The 15,167-nt window shown below is 39.2% G+C and carries 11 protein-coding genes; 10 read left to right on the top strand and 1 reads right to left on the bottom strand.

From position 1 onward, the window contains the following. The first annotated feature begins 8 nt into the window (after positions 1–8). Positions 9–1,073 (top strand): DUF3048 domain-containing protein, encoded by a 1,065-nt coding sequence (locus QDN89_RS11855; RefSeq protein WP_280770350.1) that lies wholly within the window; start codon positions 9–11, stop codon positions 1,071–1,073. A gap of 29 nt (positions 1,074–1,102) precedes the next feature. After that, positions 1,103–1,396 (top strand): YerC/YecD family TrpR-related protein, encoded by a 294-nt coding sequence (locus QDN89_RS11850; protein ID WP_280770349.1) that lies wholly within the window; start codon positions 1,103–1,105, stop codon positions 1,394–1,396. A gap of 140 nt (positions 1,397–1,536) precedes the next feature. Here the strand turns inward: QDN89_RS11850 and QDN89_RS11845 are convergent, their stop codons facing one another. Beyond that, positions 1,537–2,520, bottom strand: coding sequence for a nuclease-related domain-containing protein (locus tag QDN89_RS11845; protein ID WP_280770348.1), 984 nt, complete (start codon positions 2,518–2,520; stop codon positions 1,537–1,539). A 413-nt stretch (positions 2,521–2,933) separates the two neighbouring features. Here QDN89_RS11845 and pcrB point away from each other — a divergent pair, with 413 nt between their 5' ends. The 8 genes from pcrB to gatB all read left to right on the top strand — a co-directional run bounded on the left by pcrB (position 2,934) and on the right by gatB (position 14,917). After that, positions 2,934–3,620 carry a heptaprenylglyceryl phosphate synthase gene (pcrB, locus tag QDN89_RS11840; RefSeq protein ID WP_280770347.1) on the top strand — a complete coding sequence of 229 codons (687 nt, stop codon included), beginning with the start codon at positions 2,934–2,936 and terminating at the stop codon, positions 3,618–3,620. A 63-nt stretch (positions 3,621–3,683) separates the two neighbouring features. After that, on the top strand, positions 3,684–5,942 hold the full coding sequence (gene pcrA / locus QDN89_RS11835) for a DNA helicase PcrA (protein WP_280770346.1): 2,259 nt from the start codon (positions 3,684–3,686) through the stop codon (positions 5,940–5,942). A gap of 12 nt (positions 5,943–5,954) precedes the next feature. Further along, positions 5,955–7,967, top strand: a complete 2,013-nt coding sequence (ligA, locus tag QDN89_RS11830) for an NAD-dependent DNA ligase LigA (protein ID WP_280770345.1) — start codon at positions 5,955–5,957, stop codon at positions 7,965–7,967. A 142-nt stretch (positions 7,968–8,109) separates the two neighbouring features. Further along, positions 8,110–9,285 carry a CamS family sex pheromone protein gene (locus QDN89_RS11825; RefSeq protein WP_280770344.1) on the top strand — a complete coding sequence of 392 codons (1,176 nt, stop codon included), beginning with the start codon at positions 8,110–8,112 and terminating at the stop codon, positions 9,283–9,285. A gap of 515 nt (positions 9,286–9,800) precedes the next feature. Further along, complete coding sequence (gene putP / locus QDN89_RS11820) at positions 9,801–11,309, top strand: sodium/proline symporter PutP (RefSeq protein ID WP_280770343.1); 1,509 nt, start codon at positions 9,801–9,803, stop codon at positions 11,307–11,309. A gap of 393 nt (positions 11,310–11,702) precedes the next feature. Next, positions 11,703–11,993 (top strand): Asp-tRNA(Asn)/Glu-tRNA(Gln) amidotransferase subunit GatC, encoded by a 291-nt coding sequence (gatC, locus tag QDN89_RS11815; protein ID WP_280770466.1) that lies wholly within the window; start codon positions 11,703–11,705, stop codon positions 11,991–11,993. A 12-nt stretch (positions 11,994–12,005) separates the two neighbouring features. Further along, on the top strand, positions 12,006–13,466 hold the full coding sequence (gatA, locus tag QDN89_RS11810) for an Asp-tRNA(Asn)/Glu-tRNA(Gln) amidotransferase subunit GatA (RefSeq protein ID WP_280770342.1): 1,461 nt from the start codon (positions 12,006–12,008) through the stop codon (positions 13,464–13,466). 17 nt (positions 13,467–13,483) lie between these two features. Next, entirely contained in the window at positions 13,484–14,917 is a 1,434-nt protein-coding gene (gene gatB / locus QDN89_RS11805; RefSeq protein ID WP_280770341.1) for an Asp-tRNA(Asn)/Glu-tRNA(Gln) amidotransferase subunit GatB, read from the top strand. Positions 14,918–15,167: the final 250 nt, after the last annotated feature.

Genomic DNA, 15,167 nt, shown 5'->3' with positions numbered 1-15,167 from the left:
TGTCCTACATGAAGTGGTCGAAAGTAATCTTTTATATGTTATTATTACTTCTCCTCGTTGTTTTTGTTGCCTGTAGTGGAAACAATGAAGAAGTGGTGGAAAGCGAAACCGTTGATGAACCAGAACAGGAACAGGAAGAAGAAGAGCCAGAGGAAGAAGAACCTGAGCCTGAATTTGCAGGTGCTTATCCATTGACGGGATTGGAAACAGATGAAGACGTTGATCATCGTGCTTTCGGTGTCATGGTCGAAAACTCTAATGCAGCAAGACCGCAAACTGGACTATATCAAGCGGATGTCGTATATGAAGTTTTAGTCGAAGGACGAATTACGAGACAGCTAGCATTTTACCATAGTCACCAGCCAGATCGAATTGGTCCAGTCCGAAGTGCTAGAGATTACTTCATTTTTTTGAACAATGGGTATGATGCGATTCATACGTCCGCGGGAGGAAGCCCTGGAGCTTTAGACCTTGCTGAACGTGGAGAAGTCGCCTTTATTAGTGCGTTAAATTATGATGGACAATTTTTCAGTCGATCGACTGATCGCTCAGCACCCCACAATATGTTTACGACATATGAAGATCTAGAGGGAGCAGCAGAACATATCGGTTTTGATGTTGAGGATCGAGAACCTCCTGCTTTACCATTCATGGAAGAGTTGGACGACTCTTTATCCGAGATAGAGGCATTCACCGTAGATATTAATTACGGTAGTTCTACAAATAATGTTCGATTTGAGCATGATGAAGAGGTCGGTGGTTATATTCGCTCAGTTGGTGGTGAAAGAGTGGATGACATGGAAACAGGGGAACATGTTGCTCCTCGTAACTTGTTTATTGTGGAAACCACGCACCGTGTCATTGATGACCAAGGAAGACGAGATATTGACATAGAGACGGGTGGAAACGCATACTTAATACATGATGGTTCCGTTATTGAAGCAGAATGGGAAAACGTCGACGGTGTTATTCTGCCTTTCAAAGACGGAGAACCATTAGATTTCTTGCCAGGTCAAACGTGGATAAATTTAGTGGAATCATTAGATGACATTTCGTTTCCACATGATGAATGAGTGAGATGAAGAAAGGATGAATTCATGACATGCAAATCGATAAATTAAGAGGAAAAGAGTTAGATCAACTTTTCAAAGCCATTTTAAGTTTGAAAGATGTGGAAGAATGTTACACTTTCTTCGATGATCTCTGTACAATGAATGAAATTCAATCGTTAGCACAACGGTTGGAAGTGGCGCGCATGCTCATGGATGGCGACACCTACCAACGAATCGAAAAGGATACTGGTGCTAGCACTGCAACAATTTCAAGAGTGAAACGCTGTATCAATTATGGAAATGACGGTTACAAGTTTGCTTTAGACCGAGTCCATGAAAAATAAAGATTGATTCCATGGAGACCTGGCTGCGCCGGGTCTCTTTTTGGTAGATTTATGGTGTGTGTTTGTTTGTGCGTGAGAAACGTGTGTTTGTGCGTGAAAATACCAATTTGTGCGTGAGAATACCGACTTATGCGTAATTCTTACATATAAGGATATTTATTTGGCAAGTTGTACTTACTAGATTTGCTTTTTCCACTAACTAATAGTTTCATGTCTTTACATAAATAGTTAACGACATTTCTAGAAGACACCCTCAAAAACCACCTAGCTTCTGCGTTTGTTATCGTATTGCCAATCAATAATGAATAATCTTCTAATGCTTGCTTATGAGCCGTCTTGGATGAAGTGCGGCATGAAGAGCAGTACCATTGGCCTTGAGAGCGGATAATCGAATAGCAACCGCACGCTTCGCAGCAAACTCCAGTAATGAGTTCATTTCGGTTGATCAGATACTTTTTTAATACGTCCTCTTTTTTAGGGACGTCATGTTTGACGATTGCTTTGCCTATTTTTCGTAAAGTCTTTTTATCCAAAAAATCAGTTGACATTTTGTCATTTAATTTTTTCAGGTGATCAAGAACAGCGTGAGCATGAAACACATGATCAGCTATTAGTTTAAAGTTATTTTCTATTTCAATCGTTGTCGTTGGATAGCTGATGACAACAAATGGATAGATAGGAATCGTGGTAGAAAATCGGTGATTTTGTAGCCATTTAAGGAGATGTGTTCGTTGAAGGAAAACTTGACTAATAGGGTCGCTGCAACCTTCCTGCTCACCTTGGACTTTGCGAGTCGCTTGCTTGAGTGCAGGATTAAAGGAGATCGTACCACTCCAGTTTTTCACTTCAAAAAGACAAAAGTAAGAACGGACCAATAAAAGAGTGTCTACTTGAAAGAAACTTCCGAAGTTGTCTCGAAGTCGTAATCCTTGAATCAGGAAGTGGGGATCTGTGGTGAAAAAGTTTAAATAATGGTCCAGTTGGAGTTCGCCACGATGTCCTTTTTCGAACATGATTAGATCTTTTTCAATGGATGGTCTTCTATGGTCATTATTGGGGAGTCGACGCAGAAGAGCTTTCAATTGAAGAATGATAAGAGGGATGGAGCGTGGTTTTAATATCAAAATAATCACCTCATAGGCATATTTGATTACTGGAACATACTTTCGACATTTGTTAGTAAAAACCTTTCTTAAATTACGCTTAAATGAGGCGAATTTATGTAATTTTTGTCGATGGACGAGCTTGTGTGAGTGCTTATTAGGAACAGGTGGGCTGTTGTGCGTGAAAAATGAGAGTTGTGCGTGAGAAACGAGATTTGTGCGTGAGAAACACAGTTTGTGCGTGAGAAACACAGTTTGTGCGTGAAAAACAGCCCTTTATGCGTAAACTAGAATGATTATTGACTCGAAATGCCACTCTTCCAAACAATCTTAGACAAATTAACAAGTTTAACGTCTTGATTGTCGAGTCTCCTACTATTTTTTGATATACTATTCCACAGACGATAACGCAATGGATGATTGGAGATAAAATGATGAAAGTTTATTACGAATGGAAACACGTTTTTAAGTTGGATCCGAACAAAGATCTGTCTGAAGAGGCATTAGAACAAATATGTGAGTCTGGAACAGATGCGGTAATCATTGGAGGAAGTGACGGTGTCACAGAAGAGAACACCCTTGATTTGCTAATGCGAGTCAGACGCTTCAGTGTGACATGTGTATTAGAAGTTAGTAATCTCCACTCTGTCGTTCCAGGATTTGATTACTATTTAATTCCGTCTGTTTTGAATACTAGGCATACCGCATGGCTGAATGGATTGCACCATCGTGCGTTAAAGGAATTCGGTCATTTAATGAATTTTGAAGAAGTATTATCTGAGGGATATTGCGTCCTTAACCCTGAATCGAAAGTGGCTCAGTTAACCGATGCAGATACAGAACTTGATGAGGAAGATATTGTTGCGTATGCTCGGATGACGGATCAACTTTTTCATATGCCAATCTTTTATCTGGAGTATAGCGGGATTTATGGCGAGCTTTCAACGGTGAAAGAAGTAAGTCGAGTACTAGAGAAATCACAACTTTTTTACGGTGGAGGCATTGAGTCTCTTGAGCAAGCGGTAGAGATGGCAGAACATGCGGATACAATCGTGGTTGGTAACATCATATATACCGATTTGAAAAGTGCGCTGAAAACTGTTGCTGCAGTAAAAAATTAAGTGTACAAACGGCTGATAAAAGGGTAAAATAGCATTAATTAGAACGTACGTTTGGATGGTGAAATGATGAAAAGTGAATTATTGGAAGGATTAAATCCGGAACAACAGGAGGCAGTCAAACACGCAGAAGGACCGTTGTTGATTATGGCCGGAGCAGGTAGTGGAAAGACGAGGGTGTTGACGCACCGAATTGCATATTTAATTGGGGAAAAAGAGGTACCCCACTGGTCGATTCTTGCGATTACCTTTACAAACAAAGCGGCGCGAGAAATGAAAGACCGAGTAGCGAAAATCATAGGTGGACAAGCAGAAGGAATGTGGATTTCCACGTTTCACTCCATGTGTGTGAGAATACTTAGAAGAGATATAGACCGGATTGGTTTTAATCGAAACTTTACAATCCTTGACTCGACGGATCAAAAAACGGTCATCAAACGTCTAGTAAAAGAAATGAATATCGATTCGAAAAAATTTGATCCACGGACAATCCTTGGTTCAATCAGTTCAGCAAAAAATGAATTGAAAACGCCGGCAGACTTTGCGAAAACAGCGAACAGTTATTACGATGAAACTGTTCATAAAGTATATGAAGCGTATCAAAAAGAATTAAAGAAAAACCAAGCATTGGATTTTGATGATTTAATTATGACAACGATCAAACTTTTCAAATTGGTTCCTGAAGTGCTTGAATATTATCAACGCCGCTTCCGCTATGTCATGGTGGATGAGTACCAGGATACGAACAGGGCACAATACGTGTTAGTGAATATGATGGCAGATCGTCACAAAAACATTTGTGTCGTTGGGGACTCAGATCAGTCGATTTATCGATGGCGAGGGGCAGATATCGGAAATATTATGTCCTTTGAAAAAGATTACACAAATGCCACGGTCGTCATGTTAGAGCAAAACTACCGATCCACAAAAAGAATTCTTGAAGCTGCCAACAAAGTGATTGATAAAAATACTGGAAGGAAGCCGAAGAATTTATGGACAGAAAATATCGACGGGGAAAAGCTGAGTTATTATGAGGCTAGTAACGAGCATGATGAAGCTCAATTTGTCGTTGGGAGAATACAAGAACATATCAATAGTGGTAAATATAAAGCGTCAGATGTGGCGGTTCTTTATCGTACGAATGCTCAGTCCCGTGTGATCGAGGAATTATTCGTTAAGTCTAATTTATCTTATACGATTGTTGGCGGTACGAAGTTCTACGATAGAAAAGAAATCAAAGATTTGCTTGCTTATTTAAGACTCGTTGCCAACCCTGACGATGATATTAGTTTAAGACGAATTATCAACGTACCTAAACGTGGGATTGGAAATACAACATTAGATAAAATTCAAGAGTATGCCAATCATCATGATTTATCTTTGTTTCAAACAATTCAAGAAGTTGATCAAATTGGATTGAGTGCTCGTTTCACGAAGATGTTACGAGAATTTGCTGATCAACTGCGCGGTTGGGTGCAGATGCAAGAATATTTACCTGTCATGGAGTTAGTCGAAGAGCTGCTAGAAAAGACAGGGTACAGGGAAATGCTCAAAAATGATAAGAGCCTTGAAGCAGAGGGGCGATTAGAAAACATTAATGAATTTTTAACAGTTGCAAAAGAATTTGAAGAAGTGAATGAAGATAAAACGTTGATTGCATTCCTTACTGATTTAGCATTAATAGCAGATATTGATAAAGTCGATGACGAGGAAGAAGCTAGCGAAAAAATCTTACTTATGACACTTCACTCAGCAAAAGGATTGGAATTTCCACTCGTTTTCCTAATCGGTTTGGAAGAAGGGGTGTTTCCTCATAGTCGAGCGCTAATGGAAGAAGTAGAAATGGAAGAAGAACGAAGACTTGCTTATGTAGGAATTACTCGTGCTGAGCAGCGACTTTACTTGAGTCGGGCACAAATGCGGACGCTTTACGGCCGAACGAACATAAATCCACCGTCACGTTTTCTTAGCGAAGTGCCTAGTGAATTACTAGAAACAATAGGAAAAGAAAAGGCGGCAACACCACCTTGGATGCAAACGTCTCGGAAAGGTCTAAGTGCTTTAAGTACATCCAGCAACGGAGGCAAAGCACCGACACGGTCACCGCAAAAACAAAGAAAAACGGTATCAACACCTCAAACGACGACAACAGAAGGTGCTTCATTTGAATGGGGAGTTGGAGATAAAGCGCTTCATAAAAAATGGGGAACAGGTACGGTCGTTAGTTTGAAAGGGAGCGGTGAGAACGTCGAATTGGATATAGCATTTCCTCAAGTCGGCGTGAAAAGATTGGCTGCAAAATTTGCTCCGATTACGAAAGGGTAAGGTGAGGTTTCCATGTCAAATGATCAAGTGAGAAAGCAAATCGATCAATTAACAGATCAATTAAATGACTATGCTCATCACTATTATGTCTTGGATCAGCCGAAAGTGACGGACGCTGAGTACGACCAGCTTTTGCGCGAGCTAATCGATTTGGAAGAAAAGCATCCAGACATGAAGCGGGAAGACTCACCAAGTGAACGTGTTGGTGGAGTAGCGTTGGATCATTTCAGTAAAGTGCAGCATGATGTTCCTATGCTTAGTTTATCCAACGCTTTTGATGATAGTGAACTGCGCGATTTCGATCGCCGTGTCCAACAAGGATTAGGTCATGAAGCGACGTATAGCTGTGAGCTAAAGATTGATGGACTTGCTGTTACTCTCAAGTATGATAATGGCCGTTTTGTTCAAGGAGCAACTCGTGGAGATGGATCGACAGGGGAAGACATTACAAGTAATTTAAAAACGATTGCGTCGATTCCACTTAAACTGAATGAAACTGTTACCATTGACGTGCGTGGCGAAGCTTTTATGCCAAAAAGTTCGTTTAATCGATTGAATAAAGCAAAAGAAGCCAACGATGAAGCACTATTTGCTAATCCAAGGAATGCAGCAGCAGGTTCTTTACGTCAGTTGGATCCGAAAATTGCAGCGAAACGTCAGTTAGATATATTTATTTACTCTGTGGGTCAATTAGAGGGAAAAGAACTCACATCCCATCATGAGTCTCTGGAGTACGTTAGTAAGCTAGGTTTTAAAATTAACGACCAAGCAAAGCATTGCAAAAATATAGAAGATGTCATTGAATTTTGTGAAGGTTGGTTAGAAAAGCGTGCGGATCTTCCATATGAAATTGATGGAATTGTCATCAAAGTGGATCGTTTGGAAGATCAAAGAACGTTAGGTTTTACAGCAAAAAGCCCTCGCTGGGCGACAGCGTTTAAATTCCCAGCTGAAGAAGTTGTTACGACATTAAGAGATATTGAATTAAGCATAGGCAGGACGGGTGTCGTGACTCCTACTGCTATTTTAGATCCCGTATCTGTAGCAGGAACAACTGTCCAACGGGCATCTCTTCATAATGAAGATTTAATTCGTGAGCAAGATGTGAAGATAGGCGATAAAATTACGATTAAAAAAGCTGGAGACATCATTCCTAAAGTAGTCAATGTCCTCACAGACCAGCGGACTGGCGAGGAAAAAGATTTTCATATGCCAACGGAATGTCCGGAGTGTAATAGTGAATTGGTTCGAATAGAAGGAGAAGTGGCATTACGATGTGTTAACCCAAAATGCCCTGCACAAATTCGCGAAGGATTAATTCACTTTGTATCTAGAAATGCCATGAATATTGATGGTCTTGGCGAACGTGTTATTACACAATTATTTGAACACGAGCTAGTGGAAGACGTAGCAGACATTTATCGTCTTGAAAAAGACGAATTATTGAAGTTAGAGAGAATGGGTGAGAAGTCTGTTGATAATCTGTTGAAGGCGATAGAGGTTACGAAGACGAACTCTTTAGAAAAATTATTATTCGGACTTGGTATTCGATATGTTGGTTCCAAAGCAGCAAAAACATTAGCCATGAATTTTGAAACAATGGATCAACTAAAAGAAGCTTCGATCGACCAATTAGAAGCAGTAGATGAAATTGGGACGAAAATGGCACATGCGATTGCGACTTATTTCGATAAAGAAGAAGTTCATTTATTGTTGGAAGAATTGGATGAGTTAGGAATTAATATGACGTATACAGGACCAAAGCTCCAGTCTGCCGAAGAAATCGACTCTATTTTTGCAGGGAAAACGATTGTACTTACTGGCTCGATGGAAGAGCTATCTCGTAAAGAGGCGAAAGAGAAAATTGAACTTTTAGGTGGCAAGGTAACTGGTAGTGTTACTGCAAACACAGACATCGTAGTGGCTGGTGAAAGAGCTGGATCAAAGTTGAAAAAAGCCAATGAACTTCAAATTGAGGTTTGGGATGAAGCGAAGTTACTAACAGAACTAGGTTTAATTTCATAGATAAAACTACGTAAAATGTTAGGCTAGACCGCGCCATTGGTTTGTGAGAAAATGGCAAGTAGAACTGAAAAATAGGCAAGTCGATTGAACGGTTTGTCAGGTTGCGACGCCATAAAGTCGATGGCGAGGAGTGTGAATATAAATGAAAAAGTGGAATATACTTAGTCTTTCGTTTGTTATTCTTTTGACAGGATGTATTCCTGCTCTTGAAAGAAGCGAAGAAGATGTGATCATTGTAGAAGAAACAGAGGAAGAAGAGGAACAACAATACGTCATTACACCTACCATTGATTCTCCTGATAACTTTTATCGTAATGTGTTAAGAGATGGAAAGTATCACAGGAGTGAAGCGCGGGGAAATGTAGCTCATGCTATGGAAAACCGAGTGGATTTAAATCAATTCGAGATGGGGTTAATTGAAATTGCAAGTGGCTTTTATGATCAAGAAGATTACTACTTTCAAGAAGGACAGCACTTGGATGGGAGCAGGATAAATAGTTGGTTACGTCGGTATGACCCTGATGAAGATGGTAATCAATTTGGATTGAACCCTTCTCTTGGAGATGGAGACGATGATGAAGAAAGAATGCGTAGCAATCCGCTTGTATTGTCTCATATTATGGAACATAATTACTTTTATGGTAATGAAGAAGAAGGTGTCAATCTTGGCGGGGTCGTCATCGGACTATCACTGAGATCTGTTTATTATTTCCGAACAGTAGATGAAGATGGGGGATACTATTTCCATGAAGAACCATTAGATCCTGAAGAAACATTGGAACAAGGGCGCGAAATCGCTCAAGAAATCTTAGAACGAATGAGAGCAATGGAAGGTTTAGAAGAAGTACCGATTACTTTTGCTCTATACCAAGAAGAAGAAAGAGGGTCGGTGGCTCCGGGTTCTTTTGTTTCTATGGGAAATGTTGAGAGTGGTCAATCTGAGATTCAAGGTTGGGAGTCCATTAATGAAGATTTTATTGTATTCCCATCTCAACGAGCAAGAAATGACCAACCAAATTTATCTAGTAACTTTTCCCAATTTAGAGAGGAAATAGAAGAGTTTTTTGATCGCACGGTTGGTGTCGTTGGAAAAGGTCGTTACAAAAATGACATGTTAGAAGAATTAAAAATTGAGCTGAACATTCAGTCTCATGGCAAAGCGGAAATTATCGCTTTAACACAATTTATTAGTGGTCGAGTAGAATCAACGTTTGCTACACAAGTGCCAATTCATATCTATGTCGAATCTGTTAACGGACCTGAATCGATTATTATTCAATATGCGGACCAAGAACCTTATATTCATATATATAAATAACGTAATGGAAACTCCTGGACATCAATGTTCAGGAGTTTCTTTTGTACTAGAATAATTTAAAGGGACATAAGGTAAAATAGGAACATGTTATGAAATAGGCTATTAATTTTCATTTTTTTTGATGAATATATATGACCCATTAAGTCTGCAAGCGTAAATGAAAGAAGATTATTTGTATAAAAATACAATTACTGATTATTAAAACAATATTTGCAATGTTCTTACAATAAATATGTGATAAACTTCTGCTTATGCTTTTCGTTTGAGATTTGAAGGTATATTGAGAAAATTCAGATTAATGTATAGTTCTGTATATTTAAGATGGTATTTTATTCGTATAATATGCTATGATAAATACATCTTTAGTCTTAATTTTCTTGAAATTCAATATGTGAGGGGGGGAACAGTATGGAACACTCATTGACAGCAGCGACGTGGTTTTTGTTATTTGTTCCAATGCCATTATTAGTGATCTTATCAATTATTACATTCTTTACTGAGAGGAGAGGATAGTCATGGAAACTTCGACGTTAATAACGTTTATTATTTATCTTATAGGTATGTTAGGTATAGGACTAGTAGCTTATAAAATGACAAATAACTTATCGGATTATGTATTAGGTGGACGCCGATTAGGCGGTGGGGTAGCCGCACTTAGTGCTGGTGCTTCAGACATGAGTAGTTGGCTATTACTAGGACTACCAGGAGCGATGTATGCAGCTGGTATGACAGAAATTTGGATAGGAGTCGGGCTTGCTATCGGTGCCTATTTGAACTGGCAGTTTGTTGCAACTCGATTACGTATGTATACGGAAATTGCAGGAGATTCCATTACACTTCCTGACTTTTTTGAAAACAGATTCAAAGATGACACGAAAATACTGCGTATTGTTTCAGCACTTGTTATATTAATTTTCTTTGCGTTCTATACATCCTCCGGTTTAGTTGGGGGAGCGATTTTATTTGAAAGTTCATTTGGATTTAGCTATACACAAGCGTTATGGATAGGTGCGATAGTTATCATATCCTATACCTTCCTAGGTGGCTTCCTAGCTGTTTCGTGGACAGACTTTGCACAAGGTATTTTAATGTTCTTAGCTCTAATTATAGTTCCTGTGGTAGCTATCTCAGATATGGGAGGTTGGGGTGAAACGGTTCAACGAGTTGGCGATATTGACCCAGCTTATTTGGATGTTTTCACTGGTACAACCTTTTTGGGTATTGTTTCCTTACTAGCTTGGGGGCTTGGTTATTTTGGACAGCCTCATATCATCGCTCGTTTTATGGCGGTGAAATCAAAAGATGAAATTCCAAAAGCACGTTTAGTTGGGATGTCTTGGATGGTATTTGCTTTATTCGGTGCTATATTCACAGGTTTTGTAGGGATTGCCTACTTTGCTGATGCGCCTCTAGCGAATTCAGAAACAGTTTTTATTGAATTTACTCAAGTGTTATTTAATCCGTGGGTATCTGGGTTCCTATTAGCTGCAATTTTAGCAGCGATCATGAGTACAATTGACTCTCAGTTACTCGTTTCATCAAGTGCGTTAACAGAAGACTTCTATAAAGCATTATTCCGTAAGAATGCTTCCCAAAGAGAGTTAGTCATGGTAGGTCGTTTAGGTGTTGTTGCAATAGCGTTGTTTGCGATTTTCTTAGCTTACAATCCAGAGTCTACAGTCTTGGATCTCGTAGGTTATGCGTGGGCAGGTTTTGGTGCAGCTTTTGGTCCTGTCGTGATCTTAGCACTTTTCTGGAAAAAGATGACGAAGTGGGGAGCTTTAGCAGGAATGGTCGTAGGTGGAGCATCCGTTATCCTTTGGGATATTATGTCTACCCCACCAATGGATCCGGCAACTGGTGAGCGAATGGCTCAGGCAGAAGCTCTTATTCCATTCTCCCTTTATGAAATTGTTCCAGGGTTTATCTTAGCTTGGATTGCTATTTACGTCGTATCTAAACTAGGTGGCGAGCCAGAACAAGAAATTCAAGATCAATTTGAACAAGTAAAAGAAAGTTTATAAACTTAAAAAAACATGAGAGCTTTCAAGTGGTCGCTATCAAGGGACTGCTTGAAAGCTTTTTTAGGTCACGCAATCAAGTATAATCGCCCCCTCATGATAAGTAGCAATCTAGCGTAAGTTCTAGCAACCAGAGTGGCTACTCTAGTGGAAAAGGAAGAGGTGACGATCCTTGTGTGTGTGTTCGATGAAACAGAAGCGTTTATCGAGGAAAGCGTTCGCTTGAAAGGAATTTTAAATAAGATTAAAGTTGAACAAGTCCTAAAGAAAAAGAACAATAATATTTTATATCAAATTATCTGTCTGATTGCTTGTCTAGAGCATATTTGGTATGATCATACTATTGTAAAGTCAGGTATTGAGCAAATATTCTTTCAAATTGTGGAGGTGGATGCAGTGGAACGAATTACGAAAGAACAAGTAAGGCACGTTGCGAAATTAGCAAGGCTTGAATTTAAAGAGGAAAAGATCGAACAATTAGCATATGAGTTAGATGAAATCATCAGTTTTGCAGAGCAATTAAATGAATTGGACACGGATAACGTGGAGCCAACTTCTCATGTTTTAGACGTGAGAAATGTTTTACGAGAAGATGAAGTGAAACCGTCATTATCTAGAGAAGAAACGATGAAAAACGCACCAGATCAAAAGGATGGGCAATTCAAAGTACCGTCTGTGCTTGAATAAGGAGGGAAACAAATGGGATTATTTGATCATAAATTACGTGATATCCATGAGTTATTACATAATAAAGAACTTACTGTAACAGAGTTAGTTGAAGAATCATACAAACGAATTGAAGAAGTGGACGAAAAAGTAGGTGCTTTTCTCCGATTAAACAAAGAAGCAGCGCTCAAGCAAGCGGCAGAGCTTGATGATCAACTGGCTAAAGGGCAAATTCAGTCAAAAGAAGTTCTTTTTGGATTACCAGTAGGGATCAAGGATAATATTAGTACAAAAGGATTGAAAACGACATGTGGAAGCCAGCTGCTCGATAATTTTGATCCATTATATGATGCAACGGTTGTAGAGAAACTTGCTTCAGCCAACACGGTAACGATTGGGAAATTAAACATGGACGAGTTTGCCATGGGCTCATCAAATGAAAATTCCAGCTATAAACAAGTGAAAAATCCATGGGACCTGTCGCGAGTTCCAGGGGGATCAAGCGGTGGATCTGCTGCGACGGTAGCAGCTGGAGAAGTTCCTTTTTCATTAGGTTCTGATACAGGCGGTTCGATTCGGCAACCAGCAGCATTTTGCGGAGTTGTTGGATTAAAACCAACGTACGGTCGAGTATCACGTTATGGGTTAGTTGCCTTTGCATCTTCATTGGATCAAATTGGACCAATTACGAGAAGTGTAGAAGACAATGCTTATGTTTTGCAACAAATAGCAGGATATGACAACCGAGATTCAACAAGTGCAGACAAGGATGTTCCAGATTATCTTGCCGCCCTTGATGGAGATATTAAAGGGATGAAAATTGCTGTGCCAAAAGAATATCTTGGTGAAGGTGTTAATGAAGATGTGAAAAATCAAGTGAAGCAAGCTCTTCAGCATTTGGAGGACTTAGGTGCTACATGGGATGAAGTATCCTTACCGCACTCTAAATATGCTTTGGCTACTTATTACTTGTTAGCTTCATCTGAAGCATCGGCCAATTTAGCTCGTTTTGATGGTATTCGTTATGGAGTAAGAAAAGAGCAAACGAATTTAATTGACACATATAAACAAACGAGAACAGATGGATTTGGTGATGAAGTAAAACGTCGAATCATGTTAGGGACATTTGCTTTAAGTTCTGGTTATTATGACGCGTATTATAAAAAGGCCCAAAAAGTTCGTACGTTAATTAAACAAGACTTTGAAGACATATTTTTAAATTATGATGTCGTAATAGGTCCAACAACGCCAACAACAGCGTTTAAACTTGGGGAGAATCTCGATGATCCGCTTACGATGTATGCGAATGATATTTTAACGATTCCAGTCAACTTAGCTGGTGTACCAGCCATTAGTATTCCTTGTGGTTTAGCAGATGGACTACCTGTAGGATTACAGATTATCGGAAAACATTTCGATGAAGAATCAGTTTATCGCGTAGCGCATGCTTTTGAACAAGCAACTGACTATCATAAACAAAAGCCAGAGCTATAGAGGAGGGAGGCAAAAATATGAGTTTTGAAACAGTAATAGGATTAGAAGTACATGTGGAACTTAAAACGAACTCAAAAATATTCTGTAGTTGCTCAACGGAGTTTGGAGCACCGCCGAACACCCATACATGTCCAGTTTGTCTCGGTCATCCTGGTGTTTTACCGGTATTAAATAAACGAGCTGTTGAGTTTGCGATGAAAGCATCGATGGCATTAAATTGTGACATAGCGGAAATGACGAAATTTGATCGAAAAAATTATTTCTACCCTGATAATCCAAAAGCTTATCAGATTTCACAATTTGATCGTCCAATTGGGGAAAATGGCTGGCTTGAAATCGAAGTGAACGGTGAGAAAAAGAAGATAGGAATTACGAGGCTCCATCTAGAAGAAGACGCTGGTAAACTGACGCATGATGAAGAGGAAGGGCATACGCTTGTTGACTACAATCGCGTAGGAACACCACTCGTTGAAATTGTCTCTGAACCAGATATTCGAACGCCAGAGGAAGCATATGCTTATTTAGAAAAACTAAAAGCGATCATGCAATACACGGAAGTATCGGATTGTAAAATGGAAGAAGGATCCCTTCGATGTGATGCGAATATATCTTTAAGACCAAAAGGACAAAAAGAATTTGGAACGAAAACAGAATTAAAGAACTTAAATTCGTTTACGAACGTATTAAAAGGTCTTGAATATGAAGAAGTTCGCCAAGCAGAAGAACTTTCAAATGGAGGAGAAATTCTTCAAGAAACGCGACGATGGAATGAGCCAAGTAAAAAAACCGTGTTGATGAGAGTGAAAGAAGGTTCTGATGACTACCGATATTTTCCGGAACCAGATTTGGTTAATTTGTATATCCAAGAAGACTGGAAAGAGAAAGTTCGTCAAGAGATTCCGGAATTGCCTGACGCGAGACAGAAACGATACATTAACAAATTTGATCTCCCTGCATATGACGCTGGAGTTCTTACCCAGCAAAAAGCAATGAGCGATTTTTTTGAAGAAGGATTAAGTCAAGGTGGCCCAGCTAAACCACTATCCAATTGGCTTATGGGTGAAGTGAATGCCTATTTGAAGGACAAAAATAAAGAAATTACCGATATACCGATGACACCGGAAGCCTTGGTTAACATGATTAAATTGATTGAAAAAGGAACAATCTCTTCAAAGATTGCAAAAAAAGTTTTCAAAGAGTTAATTGAAAACGGTGGAGATCCTGAAAAAATCGTCAAAGACAAAGGTCTTGTACAAATTAGTGACGAAGGTGAAATCCGCAAAATGGTAAATGAAACGTTAGATAGTAACCCACAGTCTATTGAAGATTACCAAAATGGGAAAGACAAGGCAATTGGGTTCCTTGTAGGACAAGTGATGAAAGCTTCTAGAGGAAAAGCCAATCCTCAAATGGTGAATCAGCTACTAGTTGAAGAAATCAAACAACGATAATATGAAATGCCTCGTCTATGTGAATCCATAGATGAGGCATTTTTTAAAAGATAGGTAATATGTAGTTACTTTCTCGTGGAAAAAGACTTGGAAATGGTAACAGAGTCTTATTTCAAAAATTTGGTCAAATGATGAGTTATATAGAGGATACGTGTGAATGATAAGGAAAAGTATAAGTAAAATAACGGCATTGATAGATACAAATAAATAAGAGAAAATACGCTGCAATAACGTTCTTTACACTATTACT

The sequence above is a fragment of the Salipaludibacillus daqingensis genome, from assembly GCF_029891575.1.
In the GTDB taxonomy this organism is placed as follows: domain Bacteria; phylum Bacillota; class Bacilli; order Bacillales; family Salisediminibacteriaceae; genus Salipaludibacillus; species Salipaludibacillus daqingensis.
This window is presented reverse-complemented; position numbering and strand designations above follow the sequence as displayed.

Bases quoted from the DNA above. Each gene is read 5' to 3' on its own strand.
- QDN89_RS11850 (WP_280770349.1), top strand. From the start codon at position 1,103: ATGCAAATCGATAAATTAAGAGGAAAAGAGTTAGATCAACTTTTCAAA.
- pcrB (WP_280770347.1), top strand. From the start codon at position 2,934: ATGAAAGTTTATTACGAATGGAAACACGTTTTTAAGTTGGATCCGAAC.
- putP (WP_280770343.1), top strand. From the start codon at position 9,801: ATGGAAACTTCGACGTTAATAACGTTTATTATTTATCTTATAGGTATG.
- pcrA (WP_280770346.1), top strand. From the start codon at position 3,684: ATGATGAAAAGTGAATTATTGGAAGGATTAAATCCGGAACAACAGGAG.
- ligA (WP_280770345.1), top strand. From the start codon at position 5,955: ATGTCAAATGATCAAGTGAGAAAGCAAATCGATCAATTAACAGATCAA.
- gatA (WP_280770342.1), top strand. From the start codon at position 12,006: ATGGGATTATTTGATCATAAATTACGTGATATCCATGAGTTATTACAT.
- QDN89_RS11855 (WP_280770350.1), top strand. From the start codon at position 9: ATGAAGTGGTCGAAAGTAATCTTTTATATGTTATTATTACTTCTCCTC.
- QDN89_RS11825 (WP_280770344.1), top strand. From the start codon at position 8,110: ATGAAAAAGTGGAATATACTTAGTCTTTCGTTTGTTATTCTTTTGACA.
- gatB (WP_280770341.1), top strand. From the start codon at position 13,484: ATGAGTTTTGAAACAGTAATAGGATTAGAAGTACATGTGGAACTTAAA.